The 22153-nt window shown below is 63.8% G+C and carries 19 protein-coding genes; 13 read left to right on the top strand and 6 right to left on the bottom strand.

Translation table 11 applies throughout. The features are described 5' to 3' along the window. Nucleotides 1-34: 34 nt before the first annotated feature. The 3 genes from I0K07_RS09395 (at nt 35) to I0K07_RS09385 (ending at nt 3822) form a co-directional block, all read left to right on the top strand. Nucleotides 35-2014, top strand: a complete 1980-nt coding sequence (locus I0K07_RS09395) for a lysozyme (RefSeq protein WP_203292696.1) — start codon at nt 35-37, stop codon at nt 2012-2014. A 72-nt stretch (nt 2015-2086) separates the two neighbouring features. Then, nucleotides 2087-3259, top strand: a complete 1173-nt coding sequence (locus I0K07_RS09390; protein ID WP_203292695.1) for an acyl-CoA dehydrogenase family protein — start codon at nt 2087-2089, stop codon at nt 3257-3259. A 62-nt stretch (nt 3260-3321) separates the two neighbouring features. Continuing rightward, nucleotides 3322-3822 carry a lysozyme inhibitor LprI family protein gene (locus I0K07_RS09385; protein ID WP_203292694.1) on the top strand — a complete coding sequence of 167 codons (501 nt, stop codon included), beginning with the start codon at nt 3322-3324 and terminating at the stop codon, nt 3820-3822. Here the strand turns inward: I0K07_RS09385 and I0K07_RS09380 are convergent. From I0K07_RS09380 to I0K07_RS09355, 6 genes are all read right to left on the bottom strand, one after another. Beyond that, nucleotides 3819-4844 (bottom strand): transporter substrate-binding domain-containing protein, encoded by a 1026-nt coding sequence (locus tag I0K07_RS09380; protein ID WP_203292693.1) that lies wholly within the window; start codon nt 4842-4844, stop codon nt 3819-3821. The genes I0K07_RS09385 and I0K07_RS09380 overlap by 4 nt on opposite strands. Before the next feature lie 11 nt (nt 4845-4855). Then, nucleotides 4856-5890 carry a transporter substrate-binding domain-containing protein gene (locus I0K07_RS09375; RefSeq protein ID WP_203292692.1) on the bottom strand — a complete coding sequence of 345 codons (1035 nt, stop codon included), beginning with the start codon at nt 5888-5890 and terminating at the stop codon, nt 4856-4858. Next, nucleotides 5887-8679 (bottom strand): glycoside hydrolase family protein, encoded by a 2793-nt coding sequence (locus I0K07_RS09370; RefSeq protein WP_203292691.1) that lies wholly within the window; start codon nt 8677-8679, stop codon nt 5887-5889. The genes I0K07_RS09375 and I0K07_RS09370 overlap by 4 nt, the downstream gene beginning before the upstream one ends. A gap of 126 nt (nt 8680-8805) precedes the next feature. Further along, the gene (locus tag I0K07_RS09365; protein ID WP_203292690.1) at nt 8806-10545 is read right to left on the bottom strand and encodes a patatin-like phospholipase family protein; all 1740 of its coding nucleotides are present in this window, start codon (nt 10543-10545) and stop codon (nt 8806-8808) included. Between the two features lie 249 nt (nt 10546-10794). Beyond that, nucleotides 10795-11391: a hypothetical protein gene (locus I0K07_RS09360; RefSeq protein ID WP_203292687.1), complete on the bottom strand. Its 597-nt coding sequence runs from the start codon at nt 11389-11391 to the stop codon at nt 10795-10797. Nucleotides 11392-11709: 318 nt separating this feature from the next. Beyond that, complete coding sequence (locus I0K07_RS09355; protein ID WP_203292685.1) at nt 11710-12534, bottom strand: DUF5694 domain-containing protein; 825 nt, start codon at nt 12532-12534, stop codon at nt 11710-11712. 126 nt (nt 12535-12660) lie between these two features. Between I0K07_RS09355 and I0K07_RS09350 the strand changes: the two genes are divergently transcribed. From I0K07_RS09350 to I0K07_RS09305, 10 genes are all read left to right on the top strand, one after another. Continuing rightward, the gene (locus tag I0K07_RS09350; RefSeq protein ID WP_203292683.1) at nt 12661-14268 is read left to right on the top strand and encodes a carboxyl transferase domain-containing protein; all 1608 of its coding nucleotides are present in this window, start codon (nt 12661-12663) and stop codon (nt 14266-14268) included. Nucleotides 14269-14336: 68 nt separating this feature from the next. After that, nucleotides 14337-14924, top strand: a complete 588-nt coding sequence (locus I0K07_RS09345; protein WP_203292682.1) for an NAD(P)H-dependent oxidoreductase — start codon at nt 14337-14339, stop codon at nt 14922-14924. A gap of 144 nt (nt 14925-15068) precedes the next feature. Then, nucleotides 15069-15383, top strand: a complete 315-nt coding sequence (locus I0K07_RS09340; protein WP_203292680.1) for a hypothetical protein — start codon at nt 15069-15071, stop codon at nt 15381-15383. Nucleotides 15384-15498: 115 nt separating this feature from the next. Continuing rightward, nucleotides 15499-15891, top strand: a complete 393-nt coding sequence (locus I0K07_RS09335) for a hypothetical protein (RefSeq protein ID WP_203292678.1) — start codon at nt 15499-15501, stop codon at nt 15889-15891. Nucleotides 15892-16053: 162 nt separating this feature from the next. Continuing rightward, a complete protein-coding gene (locus tag I0K07_RS09330; protein WP_203292676.1) occupies nt 16054-16851 on the top strand; it encodes an enoyl-CoA hydratase-related protein in 798 nt (265 codons plus the stop codon). 137 nt (nt 16852-16988) lie between these two features. Next, on the top strand, nt 16989-17681 hold the full coding sequence (locus I0K07_RS09325) for a hypothetical protein (protein ID WP_203292674.1): 693 nt from the start codon (nt 16989-16991) through the stop codon (nt 17679-17681). Next, entirely contained in the window at nt 17678-18910 is a 1233-nt protein-coding gene (locus I0K07_RS09320; protein ID WP_203292672.1) for a hypothetical protein, read from the top strand. Before I0K07_RS09325 ends, I0K07_RS09320 begins: the two co-directional genes overlap by 4 nt. Nucleotides 18911-18925: 15 nt before the next feature. Beyond that, entirely contained in the window at nt 18926-19138 is a 213-nt protein-coding gene (locus I0K07_RS09315) for a hypothetical protein (RefSeq protein WP_203292670.1), read from the top strand. A 93-nt stretch (nt 19139-19231) separates the two neighbouring features. Beyond that, complete coding sequence (locus tag I0K07_RS09310; RefSeq protein WP_203292729.1) at nt 19232-20035, top strand: DUF817 domain-containing protein; 804 nt, start codon at nt 19232-19234, stop codon at nt 20033-20035. After that, nucleotides 20032-22119 (top strand): acetyl/propionyl/methylcrotonyl-CoA carboxylase subunit alpha, encoded by a 2088-nt coding sequence (locus tag I0K07_RS09305; protein ID WP_203292668.1) that lies wholly within the window; start codon nt 20032-20034, stop codon nt 22117-22119. The genes I0K07_RS09310 and I0K07_RS09305 overlap by 4 nt, the downstream gene beginning before the upstream one ends. Nucleotides 22120-22153 lie beyond the last annotated feature (34 nt).

Here is a 22153-nt window from a genome sequence, read left to right as displayed (position 1 = left end):
CGGGAACAAGCTGTGTGACGTCCCGAAACGGTACATGATGAAACCGCGACTGAAATCTTCTCCGGCCGCCCGCGACCTGATCAAGCGCTTCGAGCCCTTCCGGCAGACCGCTGAACGGGGTGATGATGGCCGCTGGGTTGTCGGCTATGGCCATCGCGCTGCGGCCCGGGGCGGGATCAGCGTGTCCGAGGAAGAAGCCTCCCTCCTGCTGATCTATGACGTCATGCGGGCGGAAGAGGCGATCGACGAGACCCTGTCCATTCCGGTGTCGCGCGGCCAGCGCGATGCGCTGATTTCCTTCGTCCATGATATCGGGCTGAACGCCTTCAAGCGCTCCGATGTGGCACGCTATCTCTTCGAGGGACGGCTGGAAGCGGCCGGTGAGGCGCTGGCAGCCCATGGCGATGGCACAAATCCGCGCCGTGAGGCCGAGAGCACGATGTTCCTGGACGCGCTGCAGCCGGTTCCGGCCAAGTCGCAGCCGGTGGAATTGGTGATCAAGGTCGAGCACCCCAATGAGGAGCGTGTGCTGGAAGGCGCGGTTGCCGGTGGTCCGCCGCCGGCCCCCGTCGAGGATTTCGCGCCGCCGCCGCCGCCCATGCCGGATCGCCGCATCTCCAGCCGCCGTGAGGCGGAAGCCGAGATTGCCCGCATCCTGGCCACGGTCGAAGCCATGCCGCTGGAAGAGCGTGAAGCCCTGGCGGCTGAAACCGCTGTCGATTCCATCGAAGCCGCACTCTCCGACCGCCGGGATGACCCGATTGAGGGCGAATACCAGGCGGTTGAGCCCGAAGACGAGCCGGTCGCTGAAATCCCGCAGGGTGACGCCGACACGGTTGAAGAGACCGATACGGCGGCCATTGAGGCGGATGTTCTGGCGCGCGTTTCTGAAGCCATCGAAGCCGATACGGCGCCGGTTGCAGCCGAAGAAACCGTCGAGGCCGTGACCGAAGACGAGCCGGCCGAAGCGCTGGCTGAACCGGTCGAGCCGCTGCCGGCGGATACGCGTCTGGGTTTTGCCTTCGTGAAGAATGGCCCGCTGCGCCGCCGCGCGCCGGTCGAGCCTGCCCCCAAGCCGGAAGCCAAAACAGCGCCGGACTGGGTGATCGAACCGGCGGCACAAACAGACATTCCGGCAGCGCCCGCCGAAGCGGCTGCCCGGATTGAACGCCCGGCCGAATACGCGCTGGACCTGCCGGCGGGCACGCCCTTGGGCTATGCCTTCACCGCCATCATGGCCGGCCGTTTCCGTCCGCAGCCCGAGCGGGAACACCCGCAGGCGGCCAACCGTCAAGCGGTCGCTGAAGCGGCCCCGGACGTCGCCCCGGACGTCGCACCGGAAGCAGAGGCGCGCCCGCACCGCTCTTCGGTCCAGGCGGCCAGCCTGATACCGGCCGGTACGGCCGCTGCGGTTCCCGCGGTTGAAAGTGCGCCGGAGACCGAGCCTGAAATCGAGCCGACCGCGGACGCTGAGGCTGTCGCGGATGAGCCGGTCGCAGAGGATGATGCCCAGACGGGTGTGGTCGCTGAAATCGTCGAGCGCGCGGTCAGCGTGGCCGGTGATGACAATCCGCCGCCGCATCCGGCCGACCACCATGCCGAAGCGCAGGGTGCGGTTGGTGAAGTGGCGGGTGAGGCCCGGGCTGTCTCGGCCAAGCCGGCCCTGACCGGTCCGGACCATGATCCGCTGGTGGAAGATGTCGATCCGCTGCTGGACGAGGACTTCTCGCCGCAGGATCTGGCCTCCGACGTGCCGCCGAGCCGCGAAAAACCGCTGCGCCGGGCCGATGACGGGATTTGGGGCTTCCTCTCCATTTTCATCGCCGGCTGTGTGGTGGCGGGCTACGGCCTGGCTGTCACCCATGGGGATTGGGGCTGGATGCTCAGCGAGCGAAATCTGACGATTGATGGCTGGGCCACGATCGGCGGGGTCTTTCTCATGCTGGCCTCTGCGTGGCCGATGGTCTCGGCAATTGTCGGAAGGTTGAAAGGAAACCGCAGAAAACCCGCTTGATTGCGGCAAAGTATTTCAACGGTTTCACCCTTTCATCTTGACCGGATCGGCGCGCGTGATACATCGCGCAGCATGATTTCGAACCAATACCCCACGCTTGATTTCCACCTCGGTGACACGGCTGACATGATCCGTGACACCGTCCGTTCCTTTGCGTCCGACGAGATCGCCCCGCGGGCGGCCGAGATCGACCAGAGCGACGTCTTTCCCGCCGATCTGTGGCGCAAGATGGGCGATCTGGGCCTGCTCGGCATCACCGTCGAGGAAGAGCAGGGCGGGTCCGGTCTGGGCTATCTGGAACATGTCGTGGCGATGGAAGAGATTTCCCGCGCCTCGGCTTCGGTCGGCCTGTCCTATGGCGCGCACTCCAATCTCTGCGTCAACCAGCTGCGCCGGTGGGGCAGTGAGGAACAGCGTGCCCGCTATTTGCCCAAACTCATCTCCGGCGAGCATGTCGGCGCTCTGGCCATGTCCGAACCGGGGGCCGGGTCCGATGTCGTCTCCATGCGTTTGAAGGCCGAGAAGCGCGGCGATCGCTATGTGCTCAACGGCTCGAAAATGTGGATCACGAATGCGCCGGCGGCCGACACGCTGGTCGTCTATGCCAAGACCGAACCGGATGCCGGTTCGCGCGGCATCACGGCCTTCCTGATCGAGCGGGATTTCAAGGGTTTCTCCGTTGCCCAGAAGCTCGACAAGCTGGGCATGCGCGGTTCGGAAACCGGTGAGCTGGTCTTCGAGGACTGCGAAGTGCCCGAAGAGAATGTGATGGGCCCGCTCAATGGCGGTGTGGAAGTGCTGATGTCGGGTCTCGACTATGAGCGCGCCGTCCTGTCTTCCGGCCCGGTCGGCATCATGCAGGCCTGTATGGATGTCGTGATGCCCTATGTCCGCGAGCGCCACCAGTTCGGCCGCTCCATCGGTGAATTCCAGCTGGTCCAGGGCAAGCTGGCCGACATGTATGTGCGCATGAATGCCACGCGCGCCTATGTCTATGCCGTCGCCCAGGCCTGTGACCGCGGTGAGACCACGCGCAAGGACGCCGCTGGCGCCATCCTCTACGCGGCCGAGAATGCCACCCAGATGGCGCTGGACGCGATCCAGTTGCTGGGCGGCAATGGCTATATCAATGAATACCCGACGGGCCGTCTGCTGCGCGACGCCAAGCTCTACGAGATCGGCGCCGGCACGTCGGAAATCCGCCGCTGGCTGATCGGCCGGGAATTGTTCGGCGAGACCGCTTAGGGCTGGTCTCCACCACCGCGCAAGATTAGGCTCTGGGCAGACCTTCTGTCCGGAGCTTTTTCATGCGTGCTGTCCTGAGTTTGGCGTCGATTCTGGCTTTCTCTGCCTGTGCCCAGGCCGCACCGCCCGCGTCGGACAGCGCGCCAGCCATGCCGCAATTGTCAGCCTCTGACACGATCGAAATGTGCCTCTACCGGGAACGCGGTGAGGGTGATCCGGCGCGCTGTGTGTTCGAATACGCGTCCAATTGCATTGACCTGTCCGGTGACTTGCCGACGGCGGCCATTCGCGAGTCCTGCTATGAGGCCGAGGCGGAGGCCTGGTCGTCGCGCATGAGCGCCAGCCTGGACGTTTTGATGCCGGCCATCAGCGGCGAGCGCCGGGACGTGCTGATGCAGGCCCAGCAGGCCTGGGTTCAGTCGACGGTCCGCGATTGTGACTTCGTGGGCAGTTTCCACCCGCACGAGCCCCTGGCCAATGCGCAGGCCGCCCAGTGCCGGACCGAGCGGACCGCCGAACGCGCGCTGCTCCTGCGGAACTGGGTGGAGTCCTATTCCCGCTAGAAGGGCGGCGGCAGGATCATGCCGCCATCACGCCACAGGGCGCTCGGGCCACGCGGGATCGCCATGACCGTGCCTTCGCCGAAGGCCCGGTCATAGATTTCCTGCAGGTTTCCAGCCGCTTGAATGGCCCTTCGGGCCCAGTCGGGCTCCAGCCCCATTGCGTCTGCCGCGCCGGAATCCGGGTTCAGCATGCGATAAAGAGCTGGGTTGGAGATGTCCGGCATGAGGTTGCCGACGCTCTCCTGGGTGACGCCATATTCCTCTGCCGTGGCCAGCGCGTAAAAGGTCCAGCGCACGATGTCGGCCCAGCGGTCATCGCCTTCGCGCACTCCGATGGAGAGCGGGGAATAGGCGAGGCGTTCGCCAATGAAGAAATGCTGGTCCGGGTCGGGCAGGGAGACGCGCATGGCCTGCAGGGCTGCCTGGCCGTCGGAAATCCCCACACAGCGCCCGTCCAGATAGGCCTGGCGGTATTGTTCCGCACTGCCGACGGGGACGAGATTGATCTGGGCATTCGCCGAGAAGGCGAGGTCATTCATGATCACTTCGGACGGCCCGCCAGTGATCACGCACACAGTGCGCTGGTGCAGCTGGGACAGGTCCTCGATTCCGCTATCGCGGCTCACCATCACCTTCTCCTCGTCAACGAAGAAGGGGCCGATGAATTGCGTGCCCTGGGTGACATCGCGGGTGAAGGTCCACGTCGTATTGCGCAGCAGGACATCGATCTGGCCATTGCGCAGGGCCTCAAACCGGTTGCCGGCCGTCACCGGCACGAATTCATTAGCATCGGGATCGCCCAGCGTGGCGGCGGCGAGGGCGCGGCACAGATCGGCGGACATGCCAATCCATTCGCCGGCCGCATTGGCCATGGATATCCCCATTTGCCCCGGATTGACGCCGCAGCGCAGATAGCCGCGCTCCTGCACGGCAGCGAGCCGGTCACGCTGGGCGTGTGCGGGTTGTCCGGCCGCGGTCAGCGCGACAAGGGCGATCAGGAAGGACGGGATCCAACGGGTCATCATCAATCCGCCTATTCGAAGGGAGGGGTGACGATCATGCCACCATCCCGCCACAGCGCGCTCGGGCCTCGCGGGATCACGAGGTCACTGCCCTCACCGAAGGCGCGCTCATAGATTTCACCCAGATTTCCCACGGCCTGGATCGCCCGGAAGGCCCAGTCCGTGTCCAGGCCCAGACTGTCGCCGGACCCGCCCTCTGCATTGATCAGGCGATAAATGATGGGATGGCGTGACTGGGTCGACAGGCGCTGGACATTGGTCTGGGTGATCCCCAGCTCCTCCGCGCTTGCCAGCGCATTGAACGTCCATCGGATGATGTCTTCCCAGTGATCATCGCCATGGCGCACGGCAATCGAGAGCGGAGAGATCGCCATATTGCCGTTGATGAAAACATGCGCGTCCGGATCATCCATAAGGGCGCGCAAGGCGGTCAGCCCCGCCTGGCCGTCCGTCACGCCGATACAGCGCCCGGCCTCATAGGCTGCGCGGTATTCGATCGTGTCACCGACCGGCACGGTCTCGATATCGATGCCGGTCGCCTGTTCGCGATTCTGCATCACGGATTCGGTGAGACTGCCGGCGATCGTGCAGATGCGCTGCCCGTCCAATTGTTCGAATTCGGTCAGGCCGGTATCGCGGCGCACCAGGATGCGTTCCTGCTCGACATAGAAGGGGCCGATGAAATCGGCGCCGAGGGAAGTGTCGCGGGTGAAGGTCCAGGTCGTTGTGCGCACCAGGACATCGATCTCGCCTGACTGCAGGGCCGGAAAACGCGTGCGCGCCGTGACCGGGATGTAGATCACCGCATTGGGGTCACCCAGCGTGGCCGCGGCAAAGGCGCGGCACAAATCCGGCCCCATGCCCAGCCAGCGTCCGCCATCCTCAACAGCCATGCCCTGCTGGAAGGGATTGATGCCGCAGCGCAAATGTCCGCGTTCCCGGACACTGGCCAGCGTGTCCGTCTGGGGCAGCGCCGGAGCGGTCAGGGACAGGCTGGCGAGCAGGGCCATCAGACTGAGCGGGAAAAGACCGGGCAAACGCATCATGAGCGGAATCCCATCGTGAACAGGGCGGCGGCATTGGAACGCAATGCGCTCCAGTTTTCGACTTGCCGACCGCCGGCCCCGATCTGGCTGTCATCCCAGTAGCCGATTGCGGCCAGGGCCGCCTGGGTATTGCCCTCATTGATATAGGTCAGGATGGGCGTGCGCTGGAACCGGTCCATGCCCATCGCATAGGCCATGATGGTCAGGGCCTCGATCTGCAGCGGTTCGAGCGGGCGGGTCAGGCGGTTGGAAATGTCCGCACGCGTGGCGTTGAGTTCGGTCCGCAACAGGTCCTGTGCCGCGACGGCATCCACGCGGCGGGGCAGATCGCCGGGATCACCGACATGGCCGAACCCGATCAGGGCCTGGCCGCTTCGCAGATCCTGAGGGCGTTCTGTCAGCGAGGTGTGATCCATGATCACCGTTTCCGCGATGTCCGGATTGCGCTGGATGAGGAAGAGGGCGCGTTCGGCGTGGCGCCGGCGGTCCAGACCGCGGACGACCTGCAATTCGCCGCCGACACGGGCCTGGTTCCAGCGCAGGAATTCCTCGGCCGCCTCGTCCCGGTTCTCCTGATTGAGCTGGGCAAGGAGCGTGCTGCCCGCCACGCGTCCCCGGCCCACATTGTAGGACAGGGAGAGCAGGGCCGCCTGCTCATTGGGGGCGAGCTCCGGGTCGATCCCTGCATCCAGTGCGCGCCAGTCGGCATCGATATAGTCGAGCAGGTAGCGCATTGCCTGGTCTGGAGAGATGTGCATGCCCGGACCGATATCGGGGCCCGTCGTGCCAAAGCCGATCGTCCAGACCCCGACAATGTCCTGATAGGCGTCCAGTTCCAGGCCCTCGAACATGCGGATGAAATAGGCGGCATTGCGCAATCCGTCGGCAGCCGAGAAGGCTTGTGCCACGGCGGCCGTCGGCGCTTCCAGCGTCACCAATTGCGGTACGGCCGCGGCCTCCAGCTCCTGTTCCGTGGCATTGGCCGCAACCTCGATCCCCTGTTCCTGCAGGGAGCGGGCGAGACGGACCTCGTGGAGACGGTCGCGGGCCGCGCCTTCCGTGACGGCCAGGAAGAGGGCGGTCTCATAGGCCCGGCGGCGCATCAGCCTGGTGTCATGGACAATGGTGGCGTCCTGGATCGTGAAGGAGGAATAAGCCAGCTCGCGAGCGACTTCGAGCATTTGCCCATCGCCCAGACGGCGGCAGATCGAGGAGTTCTGGAAGGCTTCCACGCCGACTGAACTGGCAAAAGAAGCCAGGCTTTCCATCTGGTTGGCATTGAGCGGTGTCGGCGAGCAATCAGCCACGGCTGAGCGGGCCCGGTTGAGGCGGGCATCCAGCAGGATGCCGCCGTCCGGCTCGTTCACGCCCGGCAAGGGGTCGAATTCCGACACGATGGCCCCGGCGCCGTGACCCCGACCGGACAGCTCGAACAGGGCGCGTTCGATGATGCGGCGGCGTTCGATACTGATCCGCGCGGTCTGGGTCGCAGCGGAGACGTCCTCGGCGAGACTTTCAATGGCATCCGGCAGGCCGGCGAACTCGCCATTTTCCAGCATGGCATCGATACCGGCGGCGTGCAGACGGTTGGACGAGGTCGAACTCGTTACCGAGAGGACTGCGGATTTCTGCCAGTCGTCCAGGGTGGAGGCGCGGCTCTCCTCCAACACCCTGCGCCAGGCTTCCAGCCGGGCGATCTCTGTCTCGTCATCCCCCACGAAAATTCGGCCGGAGCGCGAGAGCGGGAAGGTCTCGTCGATATTGAGGACGGTCAGGGTGGCGACCGTATCGCTGACGGCCTGGATGGAGCGGGTTTCCGACCCGATCAGTTCGGAAATCGAGGAGCGGATGGGCTGACGCTCTGCGCGCTGGGTTGAGAGGACGCGCCGTTCCGCCTCATCGAGCCGGGCCAGCAGGCTGCGCGAATCTTCCGAGCCGACCAGCGGACCGGCCTCGGCGAGACCGTCTCCAAAGCGTGTCATCACGTGCTGATGGTCATCCGTGTGATCCGCGACGATGACATTGACCTGATAGGCGACCGACAGGATGGGGGCGTAGGGCGTCCGCAGGGCATCCGCGAATGCCTGGGCCAGGATGGACGGGTTTTCCGCGGAGGTGTCGGGCGACGGGCTGTTGCTGGACATGGTATTGCCCAGAATGGCCTCGGCGGCCTCGATCCGGCTGCCGGGGGCGGCCGCGAAAATCTGGATTTCGTTCGCTTCCAGGACTTCCTCGGCGAGGGTCATGTCCAGGACCGGGACAGGTCCGCCCAGCAGCGGACCGGGCAGGGTGCGGTCCAGCATGACCAGCTTGATCCGCGGTTCCCGGCCTGCCGGCGGACGGAAGCTGCCGGCCAGCCGGACCAGTTCGGTATCGACCGTGTCGGCTTCCCACGCGCCGGCGTCCACCGGTACCAGGAAATTCTCGCCATTGATTTGGGCGGCATGGCCGGAATGATAGAAGACAGCGACCCCACCCTCGCGCATACGGGCTTCGAAAACCCGCATGTATTGAACCATTTGAGCCCAATCCAGATCGTGAAGGGCACCGCCTCCGATCAGGTGGAAACCCTGACGCCGCAGGGCATCGGCGACGATGTCAGCATCATCCCGGGCGGCTGGCAGTCGCAGGAATTCGCGATAGCCGCCATTACCGATGACGAGAGCGACGCGTTCCTCGACGACGGGGGGATAGGCATTGGACTCGCGCGCAGACCGGTCCGCGGGCTGACAGCCGGCAAGGCTCAGCAGTGCGCAGATCGCAAGGACGAGTGCAGTCCAACCCCTCATTCGGCTTCCCGTTTTGCTCCCCCGGGCACAAGCGTTTGGTGGCAAATCGCAATTTACGTGCCGCTTGCGTGCACTGCCTACCGGATTCCCCGCTCACGCGATCCCCGGCAACAAGACTGGCGCGTTTCAGCCGATAGGCAAGCCCAGCTGTGCCCGCATCGTGTCGTCCAGGCCGGCGAGCATGGAGGTGGCGGCTTCATGGCCGGCTTCGACGGTTTCGTCGAAGCGGTCCCAGTCGCGGATATCGATCGGCGTATTGGGCAGGATGAGGAGGTCGGCGGCTTCCCGGCCGATATCGCGATGATCGGCGACGCCCACCGTGGCCGCGCGCATCAGCAAGGAGGCGATCGGTGGCGGGGATTTCAGCCCGTGGCGGCGCACCCAGCCCATGAAATTGGGCGGGTCGATGAAGTCATCCGGATTGAGGCCCTGGGCGCGGGTCACATCACTGCCCACCACAGGGCCGCGATGGAAGGCGCGCATTTCGCGGGCCGGGAAATTGGTGAAGACGGCGCCATCCACCAGGATCTGGCCGTGATGCACGACCGGCGGCAAAAGGCCGGGAATCGCGATCGAGGCGCGCAGGGCGTCACGCAGGCGTCCGGACCGGTGCACATGCGGCCGTCCCGAGGCGAGATTGGAAGAGAGGCAGAAATAGGGGCGGGCCATGTCGGCAATCTCGACATCGCCGAAATGCTCCTTGAGCCGCCGGTCGACCTTTTCGCCCTTGGCCAGGGAGACGACGGGCAGGGCCCAGTCATCCAGCGGATTGCTTTCCACAAAGGCCTTGCGGATGCGCATTTCCAGCTCGTCATCGCTCCAGTCCAGCGCCACACCAGCCGCCACGATGGCGCCCATGGAGGCTCCGCCGACAAAGTCGAAATGCATGCCGGCCTCGCGGAGGGCGCGGATCGCGCCGAGATGGGCATAGGCGCGGGCGCCGCCGCCTGAGACGACCAGACCGACAGACTTGCCCACAAGGGTCCGGGCCAGGCGCGCCGTGTCGGCCGCATGCTGTTTCTGCCGCCAGTGAAAAACCCGCGAGGCGTCGGAGGCGTCGGACCATTCCTGCGGACGCGAGGCGGCCGAGACACCCTGCGGGCTGAGCAGGACGACATCGAGGAGTTTCAGCCGCATGGCGGGTGAGGGATCATCCGGCAGGAGCGGGCGGGAGGGCCGTGCATCAGCGCGGGCGAACAGCCAGAGCCGGTCTGCCCGGCCCATGGCGCGGCGGGCCCAATTGGGATCAGAGAAGCGCGCCGTCAGCAGGACGATGTCATGGCTCTGCTCCAGCTTGTCGAGCTTCTGACCCGACCAGTCGGCACAGCTTTCATCGGCAATGGCGCAGCTCACGCCCAAGGTCTGCAGCGCGGATTTCAGCTCGCTGGCGCGATAGTCCAAATCAATGGTCGGCGAGGTGCTGATCAGCGCAAAGACGCGCGGTTCCGACCCGGCCGTCCGGTTGCCGCCCCGCAGGCGCGCCAGCATCATCTTGGAGAGCTCGCGCATCAGGCTGGCATGCTTGTCCGTCAGCCGTTCGAAACTCGCCTTGGGCAGGCGCACGAGCTCACTGTCGCGCAGGGCATAGACGCTGGCGGAGTGCGGGGTCTCGTCCAGCAGGGACATTTCCCCGACCGGTTCACCGGCGCGGATATAGCCCAGCAGGTCGGGCCGGCCGAGCGGGCCGGCCTTGAAGGCCGCCAGCGCGCCGGAGCGGACCAGATAGAAGGCGTCCGCATCATCGCCTTCCCGGAACAGGAGCTGGCCGGCCGGCAGGCAAAACCATTCCACCTCGTGCTCGACAGCATCCAGCACGGATTTCTCGACCCGGTTCAGGAAGGGCAGGAAGGAGAGGTTGAGCGGCATGAGACGGGGCAGCCTGTTGAATCGTCAGGCAGTCTAGGCGCGTCCTCGCTGCTTATGAAGGGGGATGGGACAGGGGCGCTGTTCCGGTCTGAATCCATCGTCCTTGATCATCCTTCAACGCGTCATCCCCCGGCTTGTCCGGGGGACCTCGACTCGCCTGTCGACAGGTTCGCGCAGGTCCCCCGGATCCCTGCGTGGCAGGGACCGTGGGATGACGATATCAAAGAAGTCGGGAGGTCTTGGCGAGATCTAGAACCGACGCCGCAGCACCAGGTGTCCGACCGGGCGGACCGTGCGGGACTGGGTTTCGCCGACGGCGTCGGCATCCATGCGGTCGAGATCTTCCAGCAAGCGCATGCGCTCGCCGGTTTCCGGGTCGAACAGGACCATCTGGTCCTGGGACGTGTCCTGGAAATAAGCGCCGCCTTCCACGGTCAGGCTCCAGTCATCGATCGTGCGGACGGTGACACCGGCACCGAAATAGCGGGTCAGCGTCTCAAGGGAGTTGCGATCGAGGTCTTCAGCGAGCTCGGCATGCGGGAAGGCGGCCCAGGCCGGCTGGGATTCATTGATCTGGGAACCGGGGAATTGGACGCGGTCATTCCGGCTCACCGTACCGGCGGAGAGATAGAATTCCTCACCAAACGGATAGAAGTCGAATTGGCTGGCAATCGCGGAAACTTCGCGGTCCTGCAGATGCGATTCGGACAGGATGACAGGGGCGGGTGTGCTGGTTTCCGTGCTGAGGCGCCAGCGGATCGAGCCGCTCGCATCCGGGCTTGCCGGAGCGGTCAGCCAGGCCTGGGAATCGACCGAGGTCTGCGCCTGTGCGGACGCAGTAGCCATGGCGAATACGCCTATGGAAACAACAATGTATCGCTTCATTGCTACCTCCCTTTGAAACCCTGGTCTCCATCATAGAGGCCGCGGCTTTCAATCCCCATCAGCGTGTGTGGGAGGACTGAATCAGACGTTAATTCTGACATTCCCCCCAAACCCGGTTCGGCCCGTTTTTTCGGCCGGTCTTTGATCGAAACCTTACGGGAGAAGTGTGTCTCTTCCAAGGCATTGCGTTCGAAATCGCGCTCGGGAAGGAGGCGTGCATCCGCCGCGGCCCGGGCAAAACCGCGGCGGAAGAATATTTGATGACCGGCCGGTGCGGGCCTATTCGGCCGCTTCGCCTTCCAGATAGGGGCGTGGATCGACCCATTGGAGATTCGGGGCACTGTCGACGAAATCATCCAGCAGGCGCTTGTGGCCGGAGCCATAAATCACCAGCACGCGCTCGCCCGGCTCGGCAATGCGGGCGACATTGGCAAAGATTTCCAGATTGCGGCCCCACCAATTCGTCATCTCGCGGGCACCGGCGGAATTCTCCTGGCTGCCCATCTGCGCCAGCAGGAGATAGAGGTCGTGGTATTGAGACGTTTCGGCACTGTTTTCCTGGATGAGCCGGTCCAGGATCGTGTTGTCCAGTGAATCCATCGCCGACATATAGGTCTGGACCTCGCCGATATAGGTTTCCCAATCGGCCATCAGAGCGTCCTGACCGGCCTCGGCGGCGCTGCCCATCATGGCCTCGAAATCCATCCCGCCCTGGGCATCCACGGCATAGAGCCGGTCATGGCCGAGCCGCGCGGCCAGGCGCATGCCGATCTGCTGGCGCTCATTCACGCCCAGTTCCAGCTCGCCCGCCCGGAAGGCGGCATAGCGCTCATTGAAGCGGGCTTCATGCTCCGGCATCAGCTCCACGGCGATCCGCGTTGGTGCAAAGGCTTCCAGTCGGTCCAGCACGTCGGCGATCTCGGCCTGGCGATGTGGGGCGAGGAAATCATCGACCTCCGGATTGATCATGTCCTGGCCGCCGCCGGTGAAGTGGAATGTGCCGAGCACCATGATCTGGCCGGGCGGCGGATTGTCCTGGGCCTGCGCCATTCCGGATGTCGTCAGGGCCAGGCCCAGCAGGATGATGGCGGTGTGTTTGAGCATGAATTTCCCTCCGATTTGGTACCTTTGGGATGCTTCAACCTCGATGAACGGATGCAGGGGCAATTGCGTTTGAGGGGGCGGGCAGGGTAAGCAGCGGACAAGACGGATCAATTCAGGCCCCAATCCATGACCCAGATCGTTTCCGCCATCGACCCCAACTCCGCCGCCTTCCGGGAGAATGCCGACACCATGTCGGCGCTCGTTGAAGAGCTGAAAGCCCGCTCGGCCGAGGCTGCGCTGGGGGGATCGGAGCGCTCGCGCGAGCGCCATGTCTCCCGCGGCAAGCTCCTGCCGCGCGACCGGGTGGAACGCCTGCTGGACCCGGGCTCGCCCTTCCTGGAGATCGGTGCGCTGGCGGCCAATGGCATGTATGAGGGCAATGTGCATGGTGCCGGCGTGATCGCCGGGATCGGCCGTGTGTCCGGCCGCGAAGTCATGATCGTGTGCAATGACCCGACCATCAAGGGCGGGGCCTATTACCCGATGACGGTGAAGAAGCATCTGCGGGCGCAGGAAATCGCCATGCAGAACCGGCTGCCCTGCGTCTATCTGGTCGATAGTGGCGGGGCGAACCTGCCGCACCAGGCCGATGTCTTCCCGGACCGCGACCATTTCGGCCGCATCTTCTTCAATCAGGCCAATATGTCAGCAGAGGGCATTCCCCAGATTGCCGTCGTGATGGGCTCGTGCACGGCGGGCGGCGCCTATGTCCCGGCCATGTCGGATGAAACCGTTATTGTGCGCAAACAGGGCACGATCTTCCTGGGCGGGCCGCCGCTGGTGAAGGCCGCCACGGGCGAAGTGATCTCGGCCGAGGATCTGGGCGGGGCGGATGTCCATGCCCGCACCTCCGGTGTCGCCGACCATTATGCCGCCAATGACGACCACGCCCTGGACACGGCGCGCCGCATTGTCGGCACGCTGAACAGCGTGAAAAAGGTCGAGCTGGACGTCACCGAGCCGCGCGAACCGAAATACGACCCGCAGGAACTCAATGGCGTCATCCCGACGGATGTGCGTGCGCCCTATGATGTGCGCGAAGTGATCGCCCGCATTGTCGACGGGTCTGAATTCGACGAGTTCAAGAAACTCTATGGCGAGACCCTGGTGACCGGTTTTGCCCGGCTCTACGGCATGCCCATCGGCATCATTGCCAATAATGGCATTCTCTTCTCGGAGAGTGCCCAGAAGGGCGCCCACTTCATCGAGCTGTGCGCCCAGCGCGGCATTCCGCTGGTCTTCCTGCAGAATATCACCGGTTTCATGGTGGGCTCGAAATACGAGGCCGGCGGCATCGCCAAGGACGGCGCCAAGCTCGTCACGGCGGTTTCCACTTTCAAGGGACCCAAATTCACCGTGATCATTGGCGGCTCCTATGGCGCCGGCAATTACGGCATGTGCGGCCGCGCCTATTCCCCGCGCTTCCTTTTCATGTGGCCCAATGCCCGCATCTCCGTGATGGGCGGCGAACAGGCCGCATCCGTGCTGGCCACGGTCAAGCGCGATGCACTGGAAGCCCAGGGCGGGGAGTGGTCAGCCGAAGAAGAGGCCGAGTTCAAGGCCCCGATCCGCGAGCGCTATGAGGAAGAGGGCAATCCCTATTTCTCCACCGCCCGCCTTTGGGATGACGGCATCATCGCGCCGGCCGATACGCGCCGCGTGCTGGGCCTGTCCCTGTCCGCCTCGCTCAACGCGCCGATCGAGAAGACGAAGTTCGGCATCTTTCGGATGTAAGCGCGACGCCCTGCCACACAGGCGGGCGTCATGGGGTTTGCTAGAAAGACCGCACAAGGAGTGCGGCCATGTCCCAATCGATCTGCGTCATCAATGCCCATCCCGATCCGGGTGAGGGGCATTTCGTTTCGGCCCTGGCGGATGCCTATGCCCAGAGCGCCGAAGCGGCCGGGCATGCCGTATCCCGCATCCGGGTAGCCGACATCCCGCTGGACCTGATGCACTCGGCCGAGGAATTCGCCACCCCGCCCTCCGAGCCCGTGCGAAACGCCCAGGAGAAGATCCAGGCCGCTGATCATGTCGTTCTCGTCTTCCCGCTCTGGCTGGGCATGGTGCCGGCCCGTCTGAAAGCCTTCATCGAACAGGTTGGCCGCAATGCCTTCTTCCTGGATACGAGCGGGGACTCCAACAAGTGGCCTGAGCAGAAGATGAAGGGCAAATCGGCCCGCCTCATCGTGACCATGGGCATGCCCGGTTTTGCCTATGGGCTGATCTTTGGCGGGCATAGCCTGAAGGGCCTGGCCCAAGGCGTGTTCGGCATGTCCGGCTTCAAGCCTGTTCGCCGCACCGTGTTCGGCGGGGTCGAGGCGGCCGGAGATAAGGGCCGGGCACGCATGCTGGCGCGCATAAAAAAATGGGGCAGCCAGGCCAAGTAGTTGCGCGCAGTGGCGCAAGTCTTCTCGAAATTTCAAAGTGTTGCTCTTGAACACCGTTCGGGAAAACGCGTGACAAAGAGTTAATCTTGGCTAAGCTTCTCCCCGTGAATGCCCGGAAGACGGGCGGGGAGATGTGCCGGTTTCATGCTGGAAGTCGTTCTGAGCTTTGCCCGTGAGGGTTTTGCCGAAGTGAATGCGGTCCTGGGCCTGCTGGTCGCGGCCGTGGCGGCTTTTCTGCTGAACAAATGGACACGCCTTCCCGTGATCGCAGCCGGGGCGGTGCTGGCGCATGCGGGTCTGGAAATCCTGGCGCCGGTGATCGCGGAATCCGGAGGATTGCGCCTGCCGTCCCTGCTTGAAGCCCATTACTGGCGTTATCTGGCTGTCTTGTTTGTCGGCTATCTGATCGTCATTGGAATTTTGTTCGCGATCAAACGGGTTGTGATAAAAAGTTCATGAAACTCGCCTGTCAGGAGAACCCGCTTTCCAAGGATTGAGTTTCACAGGATCGTTAACGCAGAGGTCTCTACGGGGTAAGGTAGGGCCGATGTAGTTGCGGAAGGGGACCGCGCAAATGGAATATCTTGATCAAATCATGGGCTATATTCAGCCCGCCATCGACTTCTTCATGCCGGGCCTTCTGGCCTATGCCGGTGACGGGGCTGTTGTGGACTGGATGCCGCTGGGGATCCAACTGGGCGTGATCGCCCTTGTCCTGGCCCTGCTCATGCGCGAGTTCGGCGCCATCCTGATCTTCACCGTGGTCGGTGTGATCATCCACGTCATCGTCGACACCGTGATGCCGATGGTGCGTGGCGGCGGGGCTGACGGTTTCGACTTTGCCGTCTTTGCCCAGCAATTCACGCAAATGGATTATCTGCTCTATCTGGGCGCCATGGCGATCGGTTATCTCGTGGCCATCACCATCCTGTCCATTCTCAAAGGGCTGGTCTTCCGCGGCGACTGATCGCGGCAGACAGGGGAAACGGAAAAGGGCTGCCTCCCAACGGCAGCCCTTTTTCTTTGGCTGCGGGGCACGTCTCACCAAAAGGCCGCACCCTGGCCCATTGTCCGGTCCGGCGACCGGCGTTAATCCTGAGATGCAACCAACCCCTGCCAGGAGAATTCCATGTCCGAGGAAACGCCCGTCCTGCTCGATGTCAGCCCGGCCGGTGTCGCTGTCGTCACGCTGAACCGTCCCGACAAGCACAATGCCTTCAATGCCGAGGTGATTTCCGCCCTGTCGGACGTGTTCGAGACGCTGCGGGCGAATGAGGATGAGGTGCGGATCGTCTTCCTGCGCGGATCGGGCAAGAGCTTCTCGGCCGGGGCTGATCTGGACTGGATGAAGGCGGCAGCCCTCTACACCGAGGCGGACAATGAGGAAGACGCGCTGGCCCTGGCGAACATGCTGCGCAAACTCTACGAACTGCCCCAGCTCACCGTGGCCCTGGTGCATGGTGCGGCCATGGGCGGCGGTGCCGGCCTGCTGGCCGCCTGTGATGTCGGCGTGGTGATGAAGGATGCCACGATCCGTTTCTCCGAGGTTCGCCTCGGCCTGACCCCGGCGACGATCTCCCCCTTCGTGGTTCGGGCGATCGGACCGAAATGGTCGCGCGCCCTGTTTGCCTCGGGCGAGGGGTTTGACGGCGCATTCGCCGAGAAGATCGGCCTGGCCCAGTACACGGTGGAAAACATGGAAGAGATGACGGCGATGGAGGAACACCTCGCCAAGCTCGCCTTTGCCGCGGCTCCGGGCGCTGTCGCCGATGCCAAACAGCTCGTCGATGATGTCTATGGCCGCGAGATCGATCACGGCCTGGGCGTGCACACCGCCAAGGCCATCGCCAAGCGCCGGGCCTGTGAACAAGGCAAGGAAGGCCTCAGCGCCTTCCTGGAACGCCGCAAGCCAAGCTGGGCGGAGTAGACTACCGAAAATTGTACATGCGCCAGGCTTTGCCTTAGGCTGCCTTCCAAACAGAGATGGGGGGTGGTTTGGCGTATCTACCGAAAAGCCTTTGGGTCGCCGCACTGTGCAGTTTCGCGCTGGCAGGATGCGGATCCGTGGTGCGGGAAACCCATTATTTCGCGGCCTATCCGGAAGCTTCGGAAGGACAGGGCAGCCGGGAACCGGTTGAGTTCTACCGGCTCCAGGTCCGGGCCAATACCGCTTTTTCCTCATCCCGTTTTGTCGCCGGCTATTACGACGAACGGGCTGTCGACTTCCTGTTCGATGAATTGCGGACCGAGGATGCCACCCAAACAGGGGTGACCTCTGACAGTCGCCAGCTTTCCATTCTGGGTCAGGGAGAGGGGAGCGGCAGTGGCAATGGAAACGGGGGTGGCGATGCTGTCCAGATTTTCCAACCGACCGACAAGAATGGTGCCTTCGTCCTGATCCTCAGTTCCAATGCGGATTCGGTGGCCCGGACGATCGGCGCATTTTCGGAATCCCAGCTGGTCGTTGAGTCGATCACCCAATTGCTCAGCCGCGACCGGATCGAGGCCGCCAATCGCTCGAACGCCCAGGCCAGCACGCAATCCTCCATCGCCAGCGCCCTGACCACGGCCTTCGATCAATCGCTGGAGCGCGCAGCCGGCGCGGAAACAGGAGACCAGGCGCGGGAAGAATATCTGCGGTCTCTCTACCTGCTGGCCCGCAGTCTGGGCCGCACAGCGCCGTTCGAGAGCTTTGAGGAGGCGAGAGGCTGGTTTGATTCCCAGTCCACGCGCGCCATGGAGGAGATGGAGCCATGAGACAGCGCCTTCTCGGAGTCTTCTGCGCGTGTATCGCCGCCTGGAGCGTGGCGGCCTGTGCGAGCATGGAAGTGAATGTCGATGTGGTCGATGCCGACGAGGTTCGCGCCTATGTGGCGGCCAGTGCCAGCCGGCGGCAGGCCTTCACCTATCTGGCCCAAAGCGAAGCGGATGTGCGCGGTGAGGTCGCGGATGTCCGTGCCGCACTGAACGAAGCCTATGCGGGATTGCGGGGCGTCTATCAGACCGCTCATGACGGAACCCGGAACGCGGCGGCACGGACGACGCTGCAAGCTGCAATCTCGGATATCGGCCTGTTCCGCGACGAGGCTATGGCCGATAGCGGGACGTATCTGACGCAAGCCGTCCTGCTCAATCACCAGCTGAGGGAGGCCTATCTCCGGGCCGACCGGAGTGAGCAATTCTACTCGGCCGGCACTTTTTCGACGGTGTTGCAGCAGCGTATCGCCGCCCAGCAGATGTTGACCGATAGCGTCAGCGATCTGATCGACGGTATGGAGGAAAGCCTGGACGCCAATGCAAGCCTCATCGCCGCAGCCGAACCGGCACTGGCGGGTGCGCCGGCAGCAGAGGCGGGCGAGGGTGAAGCGGACAATGCAACGCAAGAGGCTCTGGCAGAGGCGCGGCAACAGTTGGAGGATCTGCGCTCCACCGTGCGCTCGATCATCGGCGATGGATCGCTGGTCGGCAGCGGTTATGCCTATGCCGTACGCTCGGTGCCGGCAGAACACTGGCAGGACAATTTCAACCAGGCCTATGGCGGCGGTTTCATGGGCAATACCGATATTGTCATCCGGCTGAACTCGCAGGGCGATTTCTCGGTAAAAGGGCTGACCTTCGACCCCTCAACCGTGGCGTCGGTGGCCAGCCGTGTCTCTACGCAGGCAGTTTTGCTGGGAGCCCAGATTGCGGGCGTGCCGGCCCAGTCATCCGGCAGTGGCAGCCATCATCTGGCTCAGGCCAATTCGGCGCTGGCCGATGCCGAGGAAACCCGTCTGACGCGTGAAGCCATGTCCGCCGGACGGCGGCGGGCTCTGCTGGAAATGGGCATGGCCATCCTGTCCGAGGAAGACGCCATCTCCGCGTCCGGTGCGGGAGCAGATGAAAGCCGGGACCGGGCCGATGCGTCCATCCGCGCCCAGTTCGATGCCTGGGAAAACTTGATGAAGCTGGATGGGTATCCGGCCGATGCCGGTGGCTCGGACTGATCGGGAGGGCAAAACATGTTCCAGACAGGTGAAATCGTGCGTATCGGCACGGGCGGCAATGCCGGCCGGATCGGTCGCTTGTGCAAGCTCAAGCCCAAATTTTCCAACGTGATGATCTGGCTCGATCCGGAAAATCCCGGCGTGGGCAAGGTGTCGGTTCTGGCCAAGACCAACAAACTCACTAAGGTAAGCAATCCCCCGGCCGGAGTGGCACCTTCCTGCGGCTGACAGCCGTTCAGGTTTTGCGTGAGACAGCCCGACCGTTTTCCGGACCCCCGCCAGTTTCTCCATACGCGCCGGGAAGCCCTGCGGGCCTGGTTCGTGCGCGGGCCGTGGACGCTGGGTATCTTCGAGTTTGTGTCCTTCGGGATCAAACAGGCCTGGGCCTGCCTGTTCGGTGGGCTCATGCTGGCGCTGCTGCTGGGAACCTTCCTTTTCTATCCCGCCGACTGGGCGCTGGCGCGCTATGATTTCCTGACGCTGGCGGCGCTGGCCATCCAGGTCACGCTGATCGCGACCCGGCTGGAAACCTGGGAGGAGGCGAAGGTGATCGCCGTCTTCCATGTGGTCGGAACGGTGATGGAAATCTTCAAGACGCAGGCGGGCAGCTGGATCTATCCGGAGCCCTCCCTGCTGCGGATTGCCGATGTGCCGCTCTTCTCCGGCTTCATGTATGCGGCGGTCGGATCCTATCTCGCCCGGGTCTGGCGAATCTTCGAATTCCGATTCGACCGATTTCCGAGCTTGTGGCTGCAATTGTGTTTAGCGACAGCGGTTTACGTGAACTTCTTCGCGCATCATTTCACCGTCGATATCCGCTATATCCTGTTCGCGGCAACGGTGCTGATCTATGGCCGCTGCGTGGTCTGGTTCCGGCCGGATCGGGCTCACCGGCCCATGCCGCTGGTGATCGGATTCCTGCTGGTCGCGCTCTTCATCTGGTTTGCCGAAAACATCGGCACGTTTGCGCGCGCCTGGTCCTATCCCGGACAGGAGGTGAGCTGGCACATGGTCTCCCTGGCGAAGCTGGGTTCCTGGTATCTTCTGATGATCATCAGTTTTGTCCTGGTCGCAGCTGTGCAATACCGTCGCGACAGGAAACAGAGCGAGTCCGGAACCCCATGATCAAGACGCTCCTCATCGCCAATCGCGGCGAGATTGCCCGACGTGTCATGCGCACCGCCCAACGCATGGGTATCCGCACGATTGCCGTCTATTCGGAAGCCGATGCCGATGCGCCCCATGTGCGCGAAGCTGACGAGGCCGTCCTGCTCGGACCGCCTGCCGCGTCGGAAAGCTATCTGCTCGGCGGCAAGATCATCGAGGCCGCCAAACGCCTGGGCGCGGATGCGATCCATCCGGGCTATGGCTTTCTGTCGGAAAATGCCGATTTCGCCGAGGCCTGTGCCGAGAATGACATCATTTTCGTCGGTCCGCCGGCCAGCGCAATCCGGGCCATGGGGCTCAAAGACAAGGCCAAGGCTCTGATGGAAGAGGCCGGCGTGCCGGTAACGCCTGGCTATCATGGCGATAATCAGGATCCCGAACTCCTGGCCGAAGCCGCCGCGACGATCGGTTTCCCGGTTCTGATCAAGGCGGTCGCCGGCGGCGGCGGCAAGGGGATGCGCAAGGTCGAGAGCGCCGGCGATTTCGCGGCAGCTCTGGACAGCTGCAAGCGCGAAGCGGCCAAGAGCTTTGGCGATGACCGCGTGCTGATCGAGAAATTCATCACCAATCCGCGCCATATCGAGGTCCAGGTCTTCGGCGACCAGCGCGGCCGTGTCGTGCACTTCTACGAGCGCGACTGCTCGCTGCAGCGCCGCCACCAGAAAGTCATCGAGGAAGCCCCGGCGCCGGGCATGACGCCGAATGTGCGCCAGGCCATGTGTTCCGCGGCGATCAATGCCGCCAAGGCCGTGGGCTATGTCGGCGCCGGCACGGTGGAATTCATTGTCGACGGGTCCGGGGAGCTGCGCGAGGACGGCTTCTACTTCATGGAGATGAATACGCGTCTCCAGGTGGAACACCCGGTCACCGAGATGATCACCGGCTTCGATCTCGTCGAGCTCCAGCTGAAAGTCGCGGCCGGCGGGTCTGTGCCCGAACAGGATGCGATCCGCGCCAATGGCCATGCCATCGAGGCGCGCCTCTATGCCGAAGATCCCAAGGGTGGTTTCCTGCCCTCCATCGGTGTTCTGGAAGAATTCGGCCTGCCCGAAGGCCTGCGCTTTGCCCTGGCAGCGCATCCGGAGGGCAGTGTGGTCCGCGTCGACAGCGCCGTTCAGCGCGGCGATGAAGTGACCATGTTCTATGATCCGATGATCGCCAAGATCATCACCCATTCCTCGCAATCGCGCAGTGACGCGATCGACCGTCTGGTGCGCGCCATCGACGAGGAATGCTGGGTGCATCCGGTGAAATCCAATGCCGGCTTCCTGCGCACCCTTCTGGATACGGAAGATTTCCGCCATGCCCGTCTCAATACCGGCTTTATCGACGAACGGCTCGAAAGCCTTCTGGACAATGGGACGCGCACGCTGATGCAGGCCTGTTGTGCCCTGGTCGAGCTGCGGGCGCCGTCTGCGGGCCGCCGGTCCACGGACCGGGGTCGCACCGATATCTGGTCCGAGCGCAGCGGTTTCCGCATCAATGCGCCGGCCCGTCTCTTGACCCGCCACCAGTTCGAGGACGAAGCTTTCGCTTCGGTCTGCACGCCGGTCGGGCCGGACAGCTGGCAGGTCAGCATTGGCGATGCGGTCCTGCAGCTGGACAAGGTCCGCTTTGCCGGCAGCGAATATGGCCCTGCCGACGCTTTCAGCGGCTATCTCGACTTCGAATTCGAGGGCGAGCCGGTTGTGGCCATGTATTCCCGGCTCAAGCGCGATCCGGACACGATCCGGATCAGCCTGCGCGGCGAGTTTGGCGAATTCCCCAAAGTCCGCCCGGATGCGCTCGCCGACGCGGCCGACGCGTCCAGTGCGATCAAGGCGCCCATGCCGGGCAAGGTGCTCGCGGTGAACGTCGCCGAGGGTGACAGCGTGACCAAGGGGCAGGCCCTGGTCGTGCTGGAAGCCATGAAAATGGAACACGCCCTGACAGCTCCGCGGGACGGTGTCGTGGAGACCTTGACGGTCAGCGTCGACAGCCAGGTTTCCGAAGGCGACGTTCTGGTGGCCCTGGCCGAGGACGAGGCGGAAGCAGCAGCTTAGCACGCCGCTCCCCTCTCACACGAAACCGGCACGC

It is taken from the genome of Maricaulis parjimensis, assembly GCF_016817355.1.
Taxonomy (GTDB): Bacteria; Pseudomonadota; Alphaproteobacteria; order Caulobacterales; family Maricaulaceae; genus Maricaulis; species Maricaulis parjimensis.
This window is presented reverse-complemented; position numbering and strand designations above follow the sequence as displayed.

Coding starts and splice junctions, on each gene's coding strand:
- I0K07_RS09395 (WP_203292696.1), top strand. CDS start 35: ATGATGAAACCGCGACTGAAATCTTCTCCGGCCGCCCGCGACCTGATC.
- I0K07_RS09390 (WP_203292695.1), top strand. CDS start 2,087: ATGATTTCGAACCAATACCCCACGCTTGATTTCCACCTCGGTGACACG.
- I0K07_RS09385 (WP_203292694.1), top strand. CDS start 3,322: ATGCGTGCTGTCCTGAGTTTGGCGTCGATTCTGGCTTTCTCTGCCTGT.
- I0K07_RS09380 (WP_203292693.1), bottom strand. CDS start 4,844: ATGACCCGTTGGATCCCGTCCTTCCTGATCGCCCTTGTCGCGCTGACC.
- I0K07_RS09375 (WP_203292692.1), bottom strand. CDS start 5,890: ATGATGCGTTTGCCCGGTCTTTTCCCGCTCAGTCTGATGGCCCTGCTC.
- I0K07_RS09370 (WP_203292691.1), bottom strand. CDS start 8,679: ATGAGGGGTTGGACTGCACTCGTCCTTGCGATCTGCGCACTGCTGAGC.
- I0K07_RS09365 (WP_203292690.1), bottom strand. CDS start 10,545: ATGCCGCTCAACCTCTCCTTCCTGCCCTTCCTGAACCGGGTCGAGAAA.
- I0K07_RS09360 (WP_203292687.1), bottom strand. CDS start 11,391: ATGGCTACTGCGTCCGCACAGGCGCAGACCTCGGTCGATTCCCAGGCC.
- I0K07_RS09355 (WP_203292685.1), bottom strand. CDS start 12,534: ATGCTCAAACACACCGCCATCATCCTGCTGGGCCTGGCCCTGACGACA.
- I0K07_RS09350 (WP_203292683.1), top strand. CDS start 12,661: ATGACCCAGATCGTTTCCGCCATCGACCCCAACTCCGCCGCCTTCCGG.
- I0K07_RS09345 (WP_203292682.1), top strand. CDS start 14,337: ATGTCCCAATCGATCTGCGTCATCAATGCCCATCCCGATCCGGGTGAG.
- I0K07_RS09340 (WP_203292680.1), top strand. CDS start 15,069: ATGCTGGAAGTCGTTCTGAGCTTTGCCCGTGAGGGTTTTGCCGAAGTG.
- I0K07_RS09335 (WP_203292678.1), top strand. CDS start 15,499: ATGGAATATCTTGATCAAATCATGGGCTATATTCAGCCCGCCATCGAC.
- I0K07_RS09330 (WP_203292676.1), top strand. CDS start 16,054: ATGTCCGAGGAAACGCCCGTCCTGCTCGATGTCAGCCCGGCCGGTGTC.
- I0K07_RS09320 (WP_203292672.1), top strand. CDS start 17,678: ATGAGACAGCGCCTTCTCGGAGTCTTCTGCGCGTGTATCGCCGCCTGG.
- I0K07_RS09315 (WP_203292670.1), top strand. CDS start 18,926: ATGTTCCAGACAGGTGAAATCGTGCGTATCGGCACGGGCGGCAATGCC.
- I0K07_RS09305 (WP_203292668.1), top strand. CDS start 20,032: ATGATCAAGACGCTCCTCATCGCCAATCGCGGCGAGATTGCCCGACGT.